The organism is Paraburkholderia sp. BCC1876, assembly GCF_902833695.1.
In the GTDB taxonomy this organism is placed as follows: Bacteria; Pseudomonadota; Gammaproteobacteria; order Burkholderiales; family Burkholderiaceae; genus Paraburkholderia.
In genome coordinates this window covers 180,252-195,900 of sequence record NZ_CADFGI010000013.1, presented here as the reverse complement: position 1 = coordinate 195,900, position 15,649 = coordinate 180,252, and the positions used below count along the sequence as shown (strand labels likewise).

The window sequence follows — 15,649 nt, the reverse complement described above, 5'->3', positions numbered from 1 at the left end:
GCGACGGTCAATAGATCATGTTTAGAAAAATCAAACTCCGCTCGCTACTCGCGAACTCCTGGGTGCTGCTGTTCCTCGCCATGCTGGTTGCCGGCGGCCTCACCTATCTGCTGTACCGATACCTGAACGATCGCGAGAGCAAACTCAAGGCCGACATCGCCGCGCACGGCGTGCGCGCCGGCGTGGAAGTCGTGGTGCCCGCGCAAGACGTGCCGGTCGGCACGCCGTTGTCGAGCGCCGCGTTCGTCTCGCGCGAAATTCCCGGCGACATGGTCTATGACGACATGATCCGCGCGGACGGCTTCCAGCAATACCATGCGTCACACCTCGTCAAGCCGGTGCGCCGGGGTCTGCCTCTGCGTGCCGGCGACGTCGACTCGCTGCGCGGGCGCGACTTCGCCGATGTTCTGCCGGTTGGGCAGCGCGCGGTGACCGTCGAGATCGACACAGTCAACTCGACCGCGCTACTGATTCGTCCCGGCAATCGCGTCGATATGTACTGGCTCGGCAAGGTCTTTCACGAATCGCAATCCGCCGACGACAAGAAGATGGCGCAACTGCTGCTGCCGAATGTGTTGGTGCTCGCCACCGGCCAGGACATGCGTCCGCGCGACGCAGGCGAAGCGGCCCAGCAGGACCAGGCTAACGCCAACAGCAGCGCGATGAGCCGGCAGGAAGGCATGGGCTACACCACGGTCACGCTGCAGGTTCCGGTTGAAGACGTCGCGCGTATCGCACTCGCGCAGAAGATCGGCGGCTTGCGCCTGATTTTGCGCAACGCCGACGACAAAGGTAGCGCAGGCCCGTCGCTGGTTCAGGAGAGCGAGGTATTCACGGATCCGGGCCAACTGACGCGCGGGACCGGTATCGGTACAAGCCGCGCCGCTCAGGGCGTCGAAGTGATCGCCGGCGGCGGGGCCAACAGCACCAGCATGCTCGTGCCGCTGGTTCCTCAAGGCGGCGCGCCATCTAACGCCACGCAGGAAGCACCTCGTGCCGACATCGCCGCGGCCCATGCGGCGCAATCCGCACCGGCTCCGGCACCGGCAGCGCCGCAAAGTCAGCCGAGCCTCTACGAGCAGGCCAACGCCATTGCCCAACAACTGCAAAAAGCCGTTGCACCCAGCGCGTCAAAGCAGAACTAAAGTAGCGAGTCCAGTTTTCACACCATGAAAGTCAATCACAATGCGACGCCGCTGCGTCGCCGGTTTTTGCTGTCCGCCCTTATCGGCGTGATGTTATGCGAGGCCGCACCCGCCGCGCTTGCCCAGGCCGCTTACTCGCGGACCATGGACGCGCCCTCCGCCAGCCCCAGCGTGCTCGAAATGTTTCGCGGCGAAGTCCGCATCCTGCACATTCCCGGCACCATCCGGCGCATTGCGATCGGTAACGGCAAGCTGATCACCGCGAACGTGGTCGACGGCAGTCTGATGCTGCTCGGCGAACAGGACGGCATCACGTCGCTCGTGGTATGGAACGAACGTGGCATTGCATTGCAAACCACCGTGCGCATTGCCAAAGCCGAGGTGAACGCTTCGCTGGAGCAACTGCGTTCGGTATTGAAATCGGTCGCGGGCCTGCACATCGACGCCATCGGCTCGAACATCGTTTTGTCCGGTGTCGTGCATCAGGACATGGTGGGCATCGTCAAGTCCGCCACGCAAGACATGAAGAACGTGATCGATACCACCAGGATCGATGAAGGCGACGCGCTCAGGAAGACGGTCCACTTCAAGGTGCAGATCATGGAAGTCACACGCAATGCGCAGAGAAACCTCGGCATTTCCTGGGACAGCGCCTTCAAAGGACCGCAGATCGGCGGCAGTGCGAGCTTCGGGAGCGGCGCGGCGAAAGCGGCCCTGTCGGGCACGAACTACTTCCTCGCGGGCATTGCGTCGAACATCACGTCGCAGATCAATTTCGCGGTCGACAACGGCGACGCATTCGTGCTCGCCGCGCCGGAATTGAATACGAAGAGCGGCGGTACGGCAAGCTTCCTGGCGGGCGGCGAAGTGCCGATTCCCCAGTCGGGCGCGCTCGGCACGACCAATGTCGAATACAAGAAGTACGGGATCAAATTGAGCATTGCTCCCGTCGTCGATGCGAACAACGTCATCTCCGCCCATCTGACCACCGAGATCAGCCAGATCGACCCAACGGTCACTTACGGCGGCATGCCGGGTTTCCTCACCCGCAACACCAGCTCCGACATTTCGATGCGTGCCGGTGAGACGCTTGCCATTTCCGGTCTCGTCAGCGCGGATGCCGTGAACGACTCTCACGGCATGCCGTTTCTCAGTCAGGTGCCGATCATCGGCCAGTTGTTCCGCTCGGACAGCTTCCGCGCGAAGAAAAGCGATCTGGTGGTCTTCGTGACGCCGGTGATTTCCGATCCGGAGCTGGACCCCAACGTCAACTTGCTGGCGCGTGCCGACAAGGTGGATCAACGCTTCCGGGCAGAGCACGGCAACCCGGATCCGCTCGTCGACGACGAAGACAAAGCGGCTCACACGACCACGCCGCGCAGCATCATCGCGCCCACGCCCGCGCTCATTCCCACGCCGGTTCGCAGCAGTGCGCCGCGTGCGGCGGCGGCATCACCAGCGCCATCCTTCCCGGCCGGGGATGACGTCGGCGCTCGACCCGCGTCGTCGCCTGCGTCCGGCAGCACGCCGCCGGTCGGCGTGGCTGAGGCTCTTCGTATGCTGAGCGCTGCACCGCCATCCTCCGCCATGCCGAACAGACCGCTCGACGCGGCGCCGCCTCCTTCGAACGGCAAAGTGCCGACGCAGCAAGTCGGCACGATCGGCAGTTCGGCAAATTGACCGGTCTCGTGGAGAAGCACCATGCTTAATCTTCAGATTCACACTCGCCACGCGGCTGTGCGCGCACTCCAGGTTGAACAGGGCTGCACGATCGGCAAGGACGCGAGCTGCGACGTCATCGTCAAGGGATTGCTGGTTGGCAAGCTGCAGGCGCGTGTCGTCAGGGAACACAACGCCTATTACATTGAAGATCAGGGCGGCATCGCGGCGACCCTCGTCAATGGTTCGGCCATTACACGCTATGGTCCGCTGACCGAAGCAGACCAGATCGAAATCGGCACGACGACGATCAGGATCGTTCGGGGCGCGACGGCTGCGGCGGCATCATCGGCACAGTCGGCACAGCAGACGGTTCAGGCAGATATGGCGCTTCAACAACCGTCCCATAGCGTGTCGCACGCTGCGTCTGCCACACCGGATCAACAGTCGCTAAACGACGGCCGCGCGCCTTCCTTTGCAGCGGCTGCGTCTTCGCCCAGTTCGTCGATAGCGTTCACCGCAACGCAAATCGCCACGCCAGTGACGCAACGGCCGCCATCGGCACACCACGACACCGCTACCCGCAACAAACCCGCCTCCGAAGCGCCACTCCGCATGCAGCCCGCGCACGCAAGAAGAACCGCTGCCGGCGAGCTGCCCGTCGCGCCGATCAACAGTCCGTTCGGCATCGAGTTGCGCAAGCAGGCGCACATGAAAGTGATCGCCGCGCTCGACCTGCGGCGTCTGAACGTGGCGCGCATGGAAGAGGACGAACTGCGCAAGACCGTCGGCGCCGCGCTCGACGATATTCTGAGTCACGACCCGAGCTTCCGCACACCGGACATTGCGCTTGAGACGTTGAAGAAAAGCGTGTTCGACGAAATCATCGGGCTCGGGCCGCTAGAGGAACTGATCGCGGACCCGACCGTGTCGGAAATCATGGTCAACTGCCACAACGAGATTTTCGTCGAACAATCGGGGCAATTGACCCGCTCGCCCGTGATCTTCACCGACGACCGCGCTGTGCTCGGCGCCATCGAGCGAATCGTTGCGCCGATCGGCCGACGCATCGACGAGAGCTCGCCCATGGTCGACGCGCGCCTCGCCGACGGCTCGCGGGTCAACGCGGTAATCCCGCCGCTCGCCCTGAAGGGCCCCAGCATCACGATCCGTAAGTTTTCCAAACGCAAGCTTGCCGGCGAGGATCTGCTCCAGTTCGGCTCGATGTCGTCCGACATGCTCGAGTTTCTGCAGACCGCCGTCGAGCAAGGCGCCAACATCATCATCTCGGGCGGCACGGGGTCCGGCAAGACAACGCTGCTGAACGTGCTGTCGAGCTACATTCCCGACGACGAGCGCATCGTCACCGTGGAAGATGCCGCGGAACTGCAACTGTCGCAGCCCAATCTCGTGTCGCTCGAAGCGCGCCCACCGAACATGGAAGGCAAGGGCGCGGTGCCGATTCGCGATCTGGTCAAGAACTGTTTGCGGATGCGTCCGGATCGGATCGTGATCGGCGAATGCCGCGGCGGCGAAGCGCTGGATATGTTGCAGGCCATGAATACCGGTCACGACGGTTCGCTGACCACCGCGCATGCCAACACGCCGCGCGACTGCATCGCACGTCTCGAAGTAATGACGCTGATGGCCGGCCTCGATCTGCCGGTGCAGGCAATTCGTGAGCAGATCTGCTCGGCAGTCGACCTTATCGTGCAGCAGTCGCGCTTCTCGTGCGGCTCGCGCCGCGTCACGCACATCACCGAAGTCAGCGGCATGGAGTCGGGCGTGATCACGCTGCAGGACGTCTTCGTTTTCAAAGAAGAAGGCTTCGGCGAGAACGGCAAGATTCACGGCACGTTCGTGCCCACGGCTTACATTCCCGATTTCTATCAGGAGTTGATTCGCAGGCGAATTCCCGTGAATACCGACATTTTCACGCGCGCCGAATGAGAGATCGCTCATGAGCCTCCCCATCATTCTCGCGCTGGCGTTCTTCGGCAGCCTCTTCCTGATCTTTCTGATCTCCCGCATGGGTACAGCCACGCTCCGCGCCGGCTCGCGGCAAATGGCCGGCGAAATCGAGTCGTCGCTAGCGGATGCGTTCGTGTTCGTGAACCGGCAGAAAACCGCAGCCTGGAGCATGGTCGTCATGATCATGTTGCCGGTCCTCGTGTTTCTGCTCAGTCACAGCATTCTGATCGCGCTCGCCGCTGTGCCGGTTGCGCTGACGTTGCCGAAAAAATACCTCAGGCGCATGCGCAAAAAGCGCATTGCAGCGCTCGAAAAGCAATTACCCGACGCGCTGCTGATGATGTCCGGTGCGCTGCGCGCGGGCGCCAGTTTTCCCACTGCACTCGAGGCCGTCGTACACGAATCGTCCGCGCCCATTTCTCAAGAGTTCGATCTGTTGATGCGCGAGATTCGTCTTGGCATCGACCTGGACATCGCAATGCGCAACGTGGAGAAACGCATTCCGATTCCTGACTTTCTGATGATGACGGCAGCGGTGACGATCGCGCGCGAAGTAGGCGGCAATCTCGCCGAGGCGCTGGAGTCGGTCGCTCGCACCCTGCGCGAAAAAATCCAGATGGACGGCAAGATCAAGGCGCTAACGTCCCAGGGCCGGATGCAAGGCATTGTGATGACGTGCCTGCCGCTCTTTCTGATGCTCGTGCTGCGCTTCATGGAACCGAAAGCGATGGCGCCGCTGTTCAATGAACCTGTCGGCTGGGCCACACTGGCCGTCATCGGCGTCATGGAGTGTCTCGGCTATCTGTCGATCTCCAAGATCACTAACATCGACGTGTGACCTATGCTCCTATTCATCGCATTCGCCGTTAGTCTCGGCGTGATTTTTATCGCCGGCGTCGGCTATAAGTCGATCAACGGCCTGGCCGCCTCGGTGCCGCAGGAAGATCGCGCCTTTCTCGATCCGCTGCCCAGGTCGCTGCGGCCGCTATGGCCGCTCGTCAACTTCGTGGTCCATCATTTCGGCGGTAAATTCAGCAAGCAGTTGGTGGAGCGGACCGATCTCCAATTGCGCCTGACGTCGCTCACGTTTCTGATGAACGCACGACAGTTCATCGCGTTGTCCATCATCTCTTCGATCATGGCGGCGCTCGTGGTGCTTCTGCTGATGCTGGCGCTCGGCATGTTCTCGATACTCGCGGTGATCGGTGCGGCCCTGCTCGGCTATTACTACCCACGTATCTGGACGCGCGACGTGCGTCGCCGCCGTATCTCGCAAATCCTTAAACATCTGCCGATTTTTCTCGACTTCCTGACGCTCGCCGTCGAAGCCGGGCTGAATATCAACGGTGCGATTCAGAAAGCGGTGGAAAAAGGACCGGCAGGTCCTCTGCGCTGGGAGCTCGAGCACGTGCTACGCGACCTCAAATCCGGACTGAATCGCACGGAAGCACTGCGCCGTTTCGACGATCGCTTGCGCATCAAGGAAGTCACGAACCTGGTCGGCGCGGTGGTCCAGGCCGAGCGCATGGGATCGGGACTCGCGAAGTCGTTGCGCTTTCAATCCGAGCAGCGCCGCTCGGAGCGATTTCAGCGAGCCGAAAAACAGGCGATGGAGGCGCCGGTAAAACTCGTGTTTCCGCTACTCGTGTTCATTTTTCCGATTACGTTTATCGTGCTCGGCTTCCCAATCGTAATGAAGTTCGTGCAGGAGGGTCTGCTGTGAGAACGGCGCATCTCTATCTGGATGGCCGTGACGTCGGCGTCGCGGTCGAGGTGACCGAGACGGCGCGGGAGCGATTGCGAGGTCTGCTAGGTCGCGACCACCTGTCCGCCGACGAAGCTTTGCTGATGAAACGCTGCGGTTCGGTGCATACGTTCGGCATGCGCTTCGCTATCGACGTAGTGTTTCTGAACCGGCGGCAGCGCATCGTGGCGATCTACCACGGTGTACCTAGGCGCCGTGTGGTGCTCGACTTTCGCGCGGCTCAGACGCTGGAGATGTCAGCCGGCGCGGCACGTCGACTTCGACTCGCGGTCGGCGATTGTTTGGCTTTCGAGGCGGTCTCGTGAGCGCGGCATTTTTTAAGTCGCGGCGGCTAGCGGCGCGCCGCTCAGGATCGGGATCAACATCGACGCAGCAACCGCGCAGAGTCCGGCAGTCGGGGCAATCGATGGCGGAATTCATCATCATCGCGCCGGCATTGCTATTCGTCTGCTTCGGTATTTTGCAGTTCGTGCTGCTCTATCAAGCGAAGTCGACGTTGGACGTGGCGGTCCTGGAAGCCGCGCGCGAAGGCGCGGTGAATCACGGCTCCATGCAAGCCATGCGAAGCGGCCTCGCACGGGGTCTGGCGCCGCTTTACGCGCGTCAGGCGAGCGCCGAGGGTGTCAGCGCCGCGCTTGCCAAGGCGCAGACCGCTGCCGCGAACTACAGCATCATCACCGTGCTCAACCCGACTTCGGCCGCGATACAGGACTATTCGCGGCCTCGTCACTATCCGGACCAGGCGGCGAACTATAGCGAGATTCCCAACGATTCGCTGATGTACCGCGACGCTGCTATTGCGTCCGCGGCCACTTCCGGCGTGAACATCCAGGACGCCAATCTGCTGAAGATCCACGTGCACTATTGCTACACCCTCTATGTGCCGTTGGTGAACAAGGTCATTTACTACGCGACCAACGTGATCGGCAGCATCGGCACAATGGGTCTTCTAACCCGTGAGCCAGCAAATCAGGACCCCTATGGCGCGCCCAGGAACGCTGACGTGTTGTGCAAGACGCAACTCAAGGATGGCGTCGCAACCGGCCGCTGGCCGATCGCCCTGGACTCGGAAGCGATCGTGCGCATGCAGTCTCCGTTGAGAGCATCGGCGCTGAACGATTCGCCGAATCCGACGGGTAATTGATGATATTTCGGGTGAACGGACGCAGTCCGGCAGTGAGAGGTCGCAGCGCGACGCGATGGGCTATTGCGCTGCCTAAGGCGGTGACCAATGCGCGCTTGCCTCTGCTATTACCGGTTGTCGCAATGACTGCGGGCATCATCGCGCTGCCGTGCCGCGCGCAAACTGCCGACGCGTCAGCTCGCGCACATCACGCTCCGAGCGTGGTGATGATGATCGGCGGAATGACCACGAACGACGAAGCCGCCGTCGCCGCGAAGCCGGTTTCCATCGCGATCCCGCCGGGCAACTCGATATCACGCGCTGCGGCGCGGCCCCTGTCCGCTTCGGCTGTTTCGCGCGTCATGGCCTTGTCGCCATTGATCGACGAAGCCTCGCGCCTCGCCGATGTGGATAGCGCGCTGCTCATGGCAGTGATCGATGTCGAGTCCGGAGGTAATCCGCAAGCGGTGTCGCCCAAAGGCGCAACGGGTCTTATGCAGTTAATGCCCGCGACCGGCGCACGGCACGGTGCGTCCAATCTGTTCGACCCGCGTCAGAATATCGCTGCGGGCGCGCGTTATCTGAAAGCGCTGATCGGCCAGTTCGGTGATCTGTCACTCGCGCTTGCTGCTTATAACGCCGGAGAAGGTGCGGTACAAAAGTATGGCGGGCAGATACCGCCGTACATCGAGACGATGAACTATATACCCAGGGTCATGGCTCGATACCAGTGGTATCGGAATACCGCGTCTTCGAGAACTGCGGCGTTGGTACGCGAGGTTTCGGACGACGCACGCGAACGCTTGATGATCGTCGGCTCGGGAATCAGCGACTGAGCGTCAAACCGGTGCCGGAAAAATGCGTGACTCAGCGCAGAAGGGCCGAATCGAGCGCCACGGTGATAGACATGTCGAGACGCTCCAATGCGTCGATCGCGCGTTGCATGAGCGCGGATACCGTTGCGATTTCGCGCTCGCGCGCCGCCACTTGCAACTCCGTCAGAAACGCAATCAGTTCGGTACATTCAAGTAGGCAGGCCGATCCGGCCACTCGATGCGCCGCGCTGCCCACTCTATCCCAGGACTGCGCCGCGAAACCGTCGCGTAACTGTATGACCGCAACTCGATTGGTCTCGACGATCAGCGCGAGCAGACGCCGCGCGCTGAAGTGGTCGCCGCCGGTCAACTCAAGCGTTCTTACAGCGAGCGCATGAGCGTCGTCGAAAGCTATAGCGCAAGTCATCATGCTAGCCGCTCTCGTCATTGCATGGAGGCGATCCGGCAGCGCCGCGCCAGATCGATCAGTTCGACCAGAGATTTCGCACCCAGCTTCTGCATGATTCGAGTCTTGTGACTACTCACGGTTTTGTTGCTGATAAATAGCGCGTCGCCGATCGCTTTATTCGACAGACCCTTTGCGAGCATTTGAAGAATCACCAGTTCCTTGTCCGACAGCAGACCGATCCTGTCTTCCTCGCCACCCATGCCGACGGCAGGCGCGATGCCGGCGCCGTTGGCGGTCACCGGGAAGACCGTGTAGCCCGCTAATACCGCCTCCACGCCGCGCAAGATCTCCTTCATTTCCTGCGACTTGCCTACGAAGCCGTGGACGCCGGAGCGCATCGCGCGCGGCGCAAAAATGGCGGGGTCGTGTCCAGACAAAACCAGCACACGAATCGCCGGATGCGCAAGCTTCAGACGCGGGATCACATCGAGCCCGCTGATGCGCGGAATGTCGAGGTCCAATATGGCGAGTTTCGGCGTGTATTGCCGGGCAAGCTCGACAGCGGTTTGTCCATTGTCGGCTTCGATGACTTCTTCGATACCGAGTAATTGCATGAGTTGCATTTTGATAACCATCCGGAATGCCGGATGATCATCGATAACCAGAATAGTTGACATGGTTTACTTTCCTTTTTAAAAAATCCTTTGCCGCACAAATCGTCGACGCCATCTGGTCTGACGATGCATTAATTCGTGCGGCGCTTTCGCTCGTTCCGAGCATGGAAGACAGAGGACCGGCGAGTACTGCCGCACCCCTGCACGCTAGTGGCGGTTGTCGCATGGCGACGAGAATGTGCCGCGTTTCAGGTTAGTGGCTCCGTTTCGCACAGAGACACGCTCGACAGAAGAACCCGCTAAGCCGCCGCGCCCACCAGCTCTATCTCGACACGACGGTTCGGTGCGAGACATCGCACCAAAGCGTCCTGCCTGCTCTGATGGCATTCAACCCGCTGATTCGCACTGCCTCGACCTCGCGCGGTAATCGGCAATGTCACGCCACGCGCGCGCAAATACTGCTCGACGGTTTGCGCACGTTGCGTCGACAACCACTGATTGCGGGCCGCGCCGCCAAGACGGTCCGCATAGCCGGTGACCTGCAAGGCGTGAACGGCAGGCGCGTTTTTTAGCGCGCTCACCACGTCATCGAGTTGGCGCTGTCCAGCCGGCAATATCGAGGCGTCGTTGAAACGGAACAGCGAGTCCGCCCGCAGCGTCATTGTTTGCGGCGCTTTTACCGGCAACGCCGACACGGGCACCGATGCCGACATGGCCTGCTTGCATTGCACCGCTGTTTCGGCCGATTTGCGCAGCTTGTCTTTGACGTCAGGCAGGTGCTTCTCGGCATCGGCGAAACTACGTATCCATGCGTCATGCCCCGCCTGCATCAGTTCGACTTCGGCGCAGGCAAGCGGCGGCTGCGCTGGCGGACATTGAGCGAGGGCGGGATCTGCCTTGATTGTGTTGACGATCCCCCACAGATCAGGACGTACCGTGGACACAGTGCGCAACGCGGCATTCGCAGCCGATAACGGTGTGCCGCGCTCAACGCCGACCGTGATCGTCGCGGCCTGGCCGATCGCCTCCTCGACGAAGCCCCATTGATCATGCGCTTGTCGCGCCTGCTGGGCGGCGTCCAGCCAGCATTGCGCCTTCGCTCGAAAATAGTCGTTGCGGCTACCGGGCGCGCGATCGAGGCGTTCCTGTAACGACGTCATCGCAGCGCGGCTGTTCGCGATCGGCGCGTAAGCATTCACCCATTGCGAGTTCGCCGCGCCCGCAGGTTCGTCCTGCGTGGCGCCAATGCCTGTTCTCAACACGGAGGCGTCTTCGATACCTAGCCGCTCACGCGCAGCACGGTCCGCGCAGCCCGTTAAGGTCAGCGCGCAGACAAGCAGGGTTAGCTGGAGTTTCATTGACTGTCTGCGTCGAGCGCATCTTGCTGAAGAGGGCTCAGAGTATGAACAGACGCAGACACACGGGGAATGGGAACAATCTTAGAAACGGTTCGGAACTTTGCAGAATGTAAGGAACCTTAAATATCCAACGTCGCAGTCTCGATCATGAACCTCAGGCCTTGACCGCGCGCGCGGCATTGCGGCCTCGCAACCATTCGAGCGCCAACAGTAGGCCCGTGGAGAACACGATCAGAATCGTTGCGAGCGCCGCAATGGTCGGGCTGATGTTCTCGCGGATGCCGGTGAACATCTGGCGCGGCAGCGTGGTCTGATCCGCGCCGGCAAGGAACAGCGTGACGACCACTTCATCGAACGATGTCGCGAACGCGAACAGCGCACCCGAGATAACGCCCGGTGCGATCACCGGCAACGTAATGCGAAAGAACGTTTTGACCGGATTCGCACCCAGCGACAAACTGGCGCGCACCAGGTTGTAATTGAACCCCTGCAGCGTGGCCGCGACCGTCGTGACGACGAAGGGCACGCCGAGCGACGCGTGCGCGAGAATCAGCCCGATATACGTATTGGCCAACCCAAGCGGCGCAAAGAACAGATACATGCCGACGCCGACCACCACCACCGGCACGATCATCGGCGAGATCAGGATCGCCATTAGCAGCCCTTTGCCGCGGAAGTTCGCTTTGGTCAGCCCGATCGCCGCCAGGGTGCCGAGCACCGTCGCGACGATCGTTGCCGACGGCGCCACGATGAAACTGTTTTTGGCGGCCGTGCGCCATTCATCGGAGGCGAGCAGGTTCTGATACCAGCGCAGCGACCAGCCCGGGATCGGATACACCAGAAACGTGCTCGACGAAAACGACAGCGGTACGATCGCCAGCACCGGCAGAATGAGATACAGCAGCGTCAGCACGGCCAGTGCGCGCAGCGCGAAATACCACACGCGCTCCACCATCGACGTATGCGGCGCGAACAAGGGCTTGGCAAGTTTCATCGTAATAGACTCCGTTCAGCCAAGGCTCAATGACGAACGCGTGAAGCGTCCATAGATCACGTACAGCACGAGCGTCGCGGCGAGCAGCAGACCGCCGAGCGCACACGCCATGCCCCAGTTGATCGTGACGTTGGTGAAGTACGCGACGTAGTAGCTGACCATCTGATCGCCCGGGCCGCCGAGCAAAGCCGGCGTGATGTAGTAGCCGATCGCGAGAATGAACACCAGCAAGGCGCCCGCGCCAATGCCCGGATAGGTCTGCGGCACATAGACGCGCCAGAACGCGGCGAACGGATGGCTGCCGAGCGACACCGCGGCGCGCTGATACGTGGGCGGGATCGATTTCATCACGCTGTACAGCGGCAAAATCATGAACGGCAACAGAATGTGCGTCATCGAAATGTAGACGCCGGTGCGGTTGAACAGCAGCGCGAGCGGATCGTGAATCAGGCCGCTCGCGATCAGCGCTTTATTCACCAGCCCTTCGCCTTGCAGAATCACGATCCATGCGGCCACGCGCACGAGGATCGAAGTCCAGAACGGAATCAGCACGAGGATCATCACCAGATTCGCACGCCGCTCGGACAGCGTCGAAATCCAGTACGCGAGCGGATAGCCGAGCAACAACGCGAAGAACGTGACGACCGCGCCGATCACGAAGGTGCGGCCGAACACGGTGAGGTAGATCTGCTGATCGGGATCGGTCGGTATGATGTGACCGAACGCGTCCTGTTTATGATCCAGCGAAGCGAGCAGGTAGAACGCCGAATACACGCCCGAGTTCTTGGCGATGGCTTGCCAGTAAGTGACGTCGTTCCAGCGTTCGTCCAGTTCGACGAATTTGGCGTGAACCTGCGCGGGCGTCAGTTGCAGCGGCTTGTTGTTGTCGTCGACGAACGGCATGGCGCGCGCGGACTTTGCAACCAGCGAGCGATAACCGGGAATCTCCACGTTGAGGCGGCGTGCGAGCGCGCCCATGCCGTCGCCGTCGGCGACTGCGGTGAGGTCGGTAGCTAGCGCGGCATAAGCGGCGTCCGGCGGCGGCGTCTTGCGGTCCCAGGCGCTCAGCGCATTCAGCGTATGCGGCAGCGCGCCGACCACTTCCGGATTCTGCGCCGCGCGCGTCAACAGCGCGCCGATCGGCACGACGAAAATCAACAGCAGAAAAATGGCGAGCGGCGCGATCAACAGCAAGGCCATGGCCCGTTTTTTCGATTCCGCGGCCTTCAGTTCACGCTTGAGTCGGCCACTTGCTTCAGGCGTCGAATCGGCGGCGATCGTCATCGTAGTCACACCCGTCTCCATCTGAACGTTCGCGCGCATCCATCGGATAAGCGCGAACGTTTCATTGCATCGATACGGCGCGGCTCACTATCGATCGAACCGCGCCTTCTCAAACTCAACCGCTTACTTCGAAGCCCACGACGAGAAGCGCTGCTCCAGTTCATCGCCATGGTCGGTCCAGAACGCGAGGTTCTGCAGCACGGCGTTCTTGCCGTTGGCCGGCGAGTTCGGCAGATTGGCGAGCGTCTTCGCGTCGAGCGCCTTGATTGCCGTCACATTCACCGGACCGTAGGCGATGTTATGCGCGTAGTCCTGTTGCGGCTTCGACGAGATCGAATAGGCGATGTACTTCTCGGCCAGCGCCTTGTTCGGCGTGCCCTTCGGAATCGCCCAATAGTCGAGGTCGTAAATGCTGCCGTTCCAGACCACCTTGAGGTTCTTGCCTTCGCGCTGCGCGGCGTCGATCCGGCCGTTGTACGCGGTGGACATCACCACGTCGCCCGCCACGAGGAATTGCGGCGGCTGTGCGCCCGCTTCCCACCATTGAATATTCGGTTTCAGCTCGTCGAGCTTCTTGAATGCGCGGTCCTGGCCTTCCTTCGTAGCGAGAACCTTGTAGACGTCTTTCGGCGCCACGCCGTCGGCCATTAGCGCGAATTCGAGGTTGTAGCGCGCGCCCTTGCGCATAGCCCGTTTGCCCGGGAATTTCTTCACGTCCCAGAAGTCGGCCCAGCCGGTCGGCGCCGTTTTCAGCTTGTCGGCGTTATACGCGAGCGCCGTCGACCACACGAAAAAGCCGACGCCGCACGTTTGCGGCGCTTCAGGAATCAGATCCGACTTCTTGCCGAGCTTCGACCAGTCGAGCTTTTCGTACAGGCCTTCATCGCAGCCGCGGCCAATGTCGCCCGATTCGACTTCCACCACGTCCCAATTCACGTGCTTGGCTTCGACCATGGCCTTCACTTTGGCCTGCTCGCCGTTGTATTCGACGGCGGTCACTTTATTGCTGGTCTGCGTTTCGAACGGCTGGTTGAATGCCGCTTTCTGCGCGTCGCCATTCGCGCCGCCGAAATTGACGACCGTCAGTTCGGCGGCATTGACTTGCGCGGCGCCCAGCGCGAGCGCGACAGCACCGACAGCGATGGCGCAGCGCGATTTCACGATCTTGCTCATGGTGTGTTGCTCTCCTTGGGTGATGTGCTTCAAATCTATGTACGACGCGGTTTTGTTATGTGCTGCTGAAAAGACTTACCCACGTCGGGCGCGTTGCACGTCCGGCGTGTTCACTGCAACCAATACGCTCAACCTGTTTATGCTTCGGCAAAAACCCGCAGATGCTCCGGCGCGAATTCCAACGCGACCGGCGCGCCGGGTGCAAAGGTATCGAGCGCTGCCGTGCCGAGCGGCACCTTGACGAAGCACTCGTCCTGCTGCGGCAGACCGCAGCGCATCCGCACGTGGTCGCCGAAATAGATCAGCCCGCGCGCTTCGCCGCTGAGCGCATTGGCGCCGGCGCGCCGCTCGCCGTTCACGGCGCGATTGGCCAGCTTCATGCGCTCAGGCCGAATGCACGCCACGGCCGACGTGCCCGCCCGCGCACCGCCGATATTGCGGCCGGTGAGACGCGTACCGTCGCTCAGATGAAACTCGCAGAACTCGCCGTCGACATTCGCGATCGTGCCGCGCAGCTTGTTGCTGTCGCCGATAAAGTTGGCGACGAACTCGTTGCACGGCGATTCGTACAGACGGTCCACGGTATCGAGTTGTTGCACGATGCCTTTATCGAACACGGCGACGCGATCGGACATGGTCAGCGCTTCACCCTGATCGTGCGTGACGTACACGAAGGTGACGCCGAGCTTCTCGTGCAATGACTTGAGTTCGTACTGCATGTGTTCGCGCAACTGTTTGTCCAGCGCGCCGAGCGGTTCGTCCATCAGCACGAGCTTCGGCTCGAACACCAGGGCGCGGGCGAGCGCGATACGTTGCTGCTGGCCGCCCGACAACTGCGCCGGATAACGCTTCGCGAAGCTCTCCATGCGTACCATTTTCAGCGCGTTATGCGTGCGCTCCGCACGCTCCTGCGCCGAAACCTTGCGCACGGTCAACGGATACGCCACATTCTGCTCGACTGTGAGGTGCGGAAACAGCGCGTAGTTCTGAAACACCATGCCGATGTTGCGCTTGTGCGGCGGCACCGTATTGAGCAACGTGCCGTCGAGCCAGATCTCGCCGCCGGTGGGAAATTCGAAACCCGCCAGCATCATCAGGCAAGTGGTTTTGCCCGAACCCGACGGCCCGAGCAACGTCAGGAATTCGCCCTGATAGATGTCCAGATCGAGCTGTTTGACGACCAGCGTTTCGCCGTCGTAGGTCTTGCGCACGCCGCGAAAGCTGACGATCACGTCATCGGTTTTCATCGCTCCAGTCTCCTCTGCGATCCATCTGGCTCCCCCTGCAAAACAGCGGGATTGTGTCAATTGCGTGGCTCACTATAGACCGTTACGGTTCT

General features: G+C 61.3%; 15 protein-coding genes. 8 read left to right on the top strand and 7 right to left on the bottom strand.

Annotated elements, in window-relative coordinates:
* The first annotated feature begins 17 nt into the window (after nt 1–17).
* The 8 genes from cpaB to HWY05_RS33170 all read left to right on the top strand — a co-directional run bounded on the left by cpaB (nt 18) and on the right by HWY05_RS33170 (nt 8,499).
* Nucleotides 18–1,145 (top strand): Flp pilus assembly protein CpaB, encoded by a 1,128-nt coding sequence (gene cpaB / locus HWY05_RS33205; RefSeq protein ID WP_176061013.1) that lies wholly within the window; start codon nt 18–20, stop codon nt 1,143–1,145.
* Nucleotides 1,146–1,169: 24 nt separating this feature from the next.
* Nucleotides 1,170–2,825: a pilus assembly protein N-terminal domain-containing protein gene (locus HWY05_RS33200; RefSeq protein WP_176061012.1), complete on the top strand. Its 1,656-nt coding sequence runs from the start codon at nt 1,170–1,172 to the stop codon at nt 2,823–2,825.
* 21 nt (nt 2,826–2,846) lie between these two features.
* Nucleotides 2,847–4,754 (top strand): ATPase, T2SS/T4P/T4SS family, encoded by a 1,908-nt coding sequence (locus HWY05_RS33195; RefSeq protein ID WP_176061011.1) that lies wholly within the window; start codon nt 2,847–2,849, stop codon nt 4,752–4,754.
* Between the two features lie 10 nt (nt 4,755–4,764).
* Entirely contained in the window at nt 4,765–5,613 is an 849-nt protein-coding gene (locus HWY05_RS33190; protein ID WP_176061010.1) for a type II secretion system F family protein, read from the top strand.
* A gap of 3 nt (nt 5,614–5,616) precedes the next feature.
* On the top strand, nt 5,617–6,498 hold the full coding sequence (locus HWY05_RS33185) for a type II secretion system F family protein (protein ID WP_176061009.1): 882 nt from the start codon (nt 5,617–5,619) through the stop codon (nt 6,496–6,498).
* Nucleotides 6,495–6,845, top strand: a complete 351-nt coding sequence (locus tag HWY05_RS33180) for a DUF192 domain-containing protein (protein WP_176061008.1) — start codon at nt 6,495–6,497, stop codon at nt 6,843–6,845. Before HWY05_RS33185 ends, HWY05_RS33180 begins: the two co-directional genes overlap by 4 nt.
* Before the next feature lie 101 nt (nt 6,846–6,946).
* On the top strand, nt 6,947–7,684 hold the full coding sequence (locus tag HWY05_RS33175) for a TadE family protein (protein ID WP_176061007.1): 738 nt from the start codon (nt 6,947–6,949) through the stop codon (nt 7,682–7,684).
* 221 nt (nt 7,685–7,905) lie between these two features.
* A complete protein-coding gene (locus HWY05_RS33170; RefSeq protein WP_347880826.1) occupies nt 7,906–8,499 on the top strand; it encodes a lytic transglycosylase domain-containing protein in 594 nt (197 codons plus the stop codon).
* Between the two features lie 31 nt (nt 8,500–8,530).
* Here HWY05_RS33170 and HWY05_RS33165 read toward each other — a convergent pair whose 3' ends face one another.
* From HWY05_RS33165 to HWY05_RS33135, 7 genes are all read right to left on the bottom strand, one after another.
* Entirely contained in the window at nt 8,531–8,908 is a 378-nt protein-coding gene (locus HWY05_RS33165; protein WP_176061006.1) for an Hpt domain-containing protein, read from the bottom strand.
* 14 nt (nt 8,909–8,922) lie between these two features.
* Nucleotides 8,923–9,564 carry a response regulator transcription factor gene (locus tag HWY05_RS33160; protein ID WP_176061005.1) on the bottom strand — a complete coding sequence of 214 codons (642 nt, stop codon included), beginning with the start codon at nt 9,562–9,564 and terminating at the stop codon, nt 8,923–8,925.
* Between the two features lie 236 nt (nt 9,565–9,800).
* Complete coding sequence (locus HWY05_RS33155; RefSeq protein ID WP_176061004.1) at nt 9,801–10,859, bottom strand: OmpA family protein; 1,059 nt, start codon at nt 10,857–10,859, stop codon at nt 9,801–9,803.
* A gap of 154 nt (nt 10,860–11,013) precedes the next feature.
* Nucleotides 11,014–11,853, bottom strand: coding sequence for an ABC transporter permease (locus HWY05_RS33150; protein WP_035560960.1), 840 nt, complete (start codon nt 11,851–11,853; stop codon nt 11,014–11,016).
* A gap of 15 nt (nt 11,854–11,868) precedes the next feature.
* Nucleotides 11,869–13,146: an ABC transporter permease gene (locus tag HWY05_RS33145; RefSeq protein WP_035564025.1), complete on the bottom strand. Its 1,278-nt coding sequence runs from the start codon at nt 13,144–13,146 to the stop codon at nt 11,869–11,871.
* A 114-nt stretch (nt 13,147–13,260) separates the two neighbouring features.
* Complete coding sequence (locus HWY05_RS33140; protein ID WP_035560957.1) at nt 13,261–14,310, bottom strand: ABC transporter substrate-binding protein; 1,050 nt, start codon at nt 14,308–14,310, stop codon at nt 13,261–13,263.
* Nucleotides 14,311–14,447: 137 nt separating this feature from the next.
* Nucleotides 14,448–15,557 carry an ABC transporter ATP-binding protein gene (locus HWY05_RS33135; RefSeq protein WP_035560954.1) on the bottom strand — a complete coding sequence of 370 codons (1,110 nt, stop codon included), beginning with the start codon at nt 15,555–15,557 and terminating at the stop codon, nt 14,448–14,450.
* Between the last annotated feature and the right edge of the window lie 92 nt (nt 15,558–15,649).

Coding starts and splice junctions, on each gene's coding strand:
- HWY05_RS33150 (WP_035560960.1), bottom strand. CDS start 11,853: ATGAAACTTGCCAAGCCCTTGTTCGCGCCGCATACGTCGATGGTGGAG.
- HWY05_RS33160 (WP_176061005.1), bottom strand. CDS start 9,564: ATGTCAACTATTCTGGTTATCGATGATCATCCGGCATTCCGGATGGTT.
- HWY05_RS33190 (WP_176061010.1), top strand. CDS start 4,765: ATGAGCCTCCCCATCATTCTCGCGCTGGCGTTCTTCGGCAGCCTCTTC.
- HWY05_RS33155 (WP_176061004.1), bottom strand. CDS start 10,859: ATGAAACTCCAGCTAACCCTGCTTGTCTGCGCGCTGACCTTAACGGGC.
- HWY05_RS33170 (WP_347880826.1), top strand. CDS start 7,906: ATGACCACGAACGACGAAGCCGCCGTCGCCGCGAAGCCGGTTTCCATC.
- HWY05_RS33195 (WP_176061011.1), top strand. CDS start 2,847: ATGCTTAATCTTCAGATTCACACTCGCCACGCGGCTGTGCGCGCACTC.
- HWY05_RS33175 (WP_176061007.1), top strand. CDS start 6,947: ATGGCGGAATTCATCATCATCGCGCCGGCATTGCTATTCGTCTGCTTC.
- HWY05_RS33140 (WP_035560957.1), bottom strand. CDS start 14,310: ATGAGCAAGATCGTGAAATCGCGCTGCGCCATCGCTGTCGGTGCTGTC.
- HWY05_RS33135 (WP_035560954.1), bottom strand. CDS start 15,557: ATGAAAACCGATGACGTGATCGTCAGCTTTCGCGGCGTGCGCAAGACC.
- HWY05_RS33185 (WP_176061009.1), top strand. CDS start 5,617: ATGCTCCTATTCATCGCATTCGCCGTTAGTCTCGGCGTGATTTTTATC.
- cpaB (WP_176061013.1), top strand. CDS start 18: ATGTTTAGAAAAATCAAACTCCGCTCGCTACTCGCGAACTCCTGGGTG.
- HWY05_RS33165 (WP_176061006.1), bottom strand. CDS start 8,908: ATGATGACTTGCGCTATAGCTTTCGACGACGCTCATGCGCTCGCTGTA.
- HWY05_RS33200 (WP_176061012.1), top strand. CDS start 1,170: ATGAAAGTCAATCACAATGCGACGCCGCTGCGTCGCCGGTTTTTGCTG.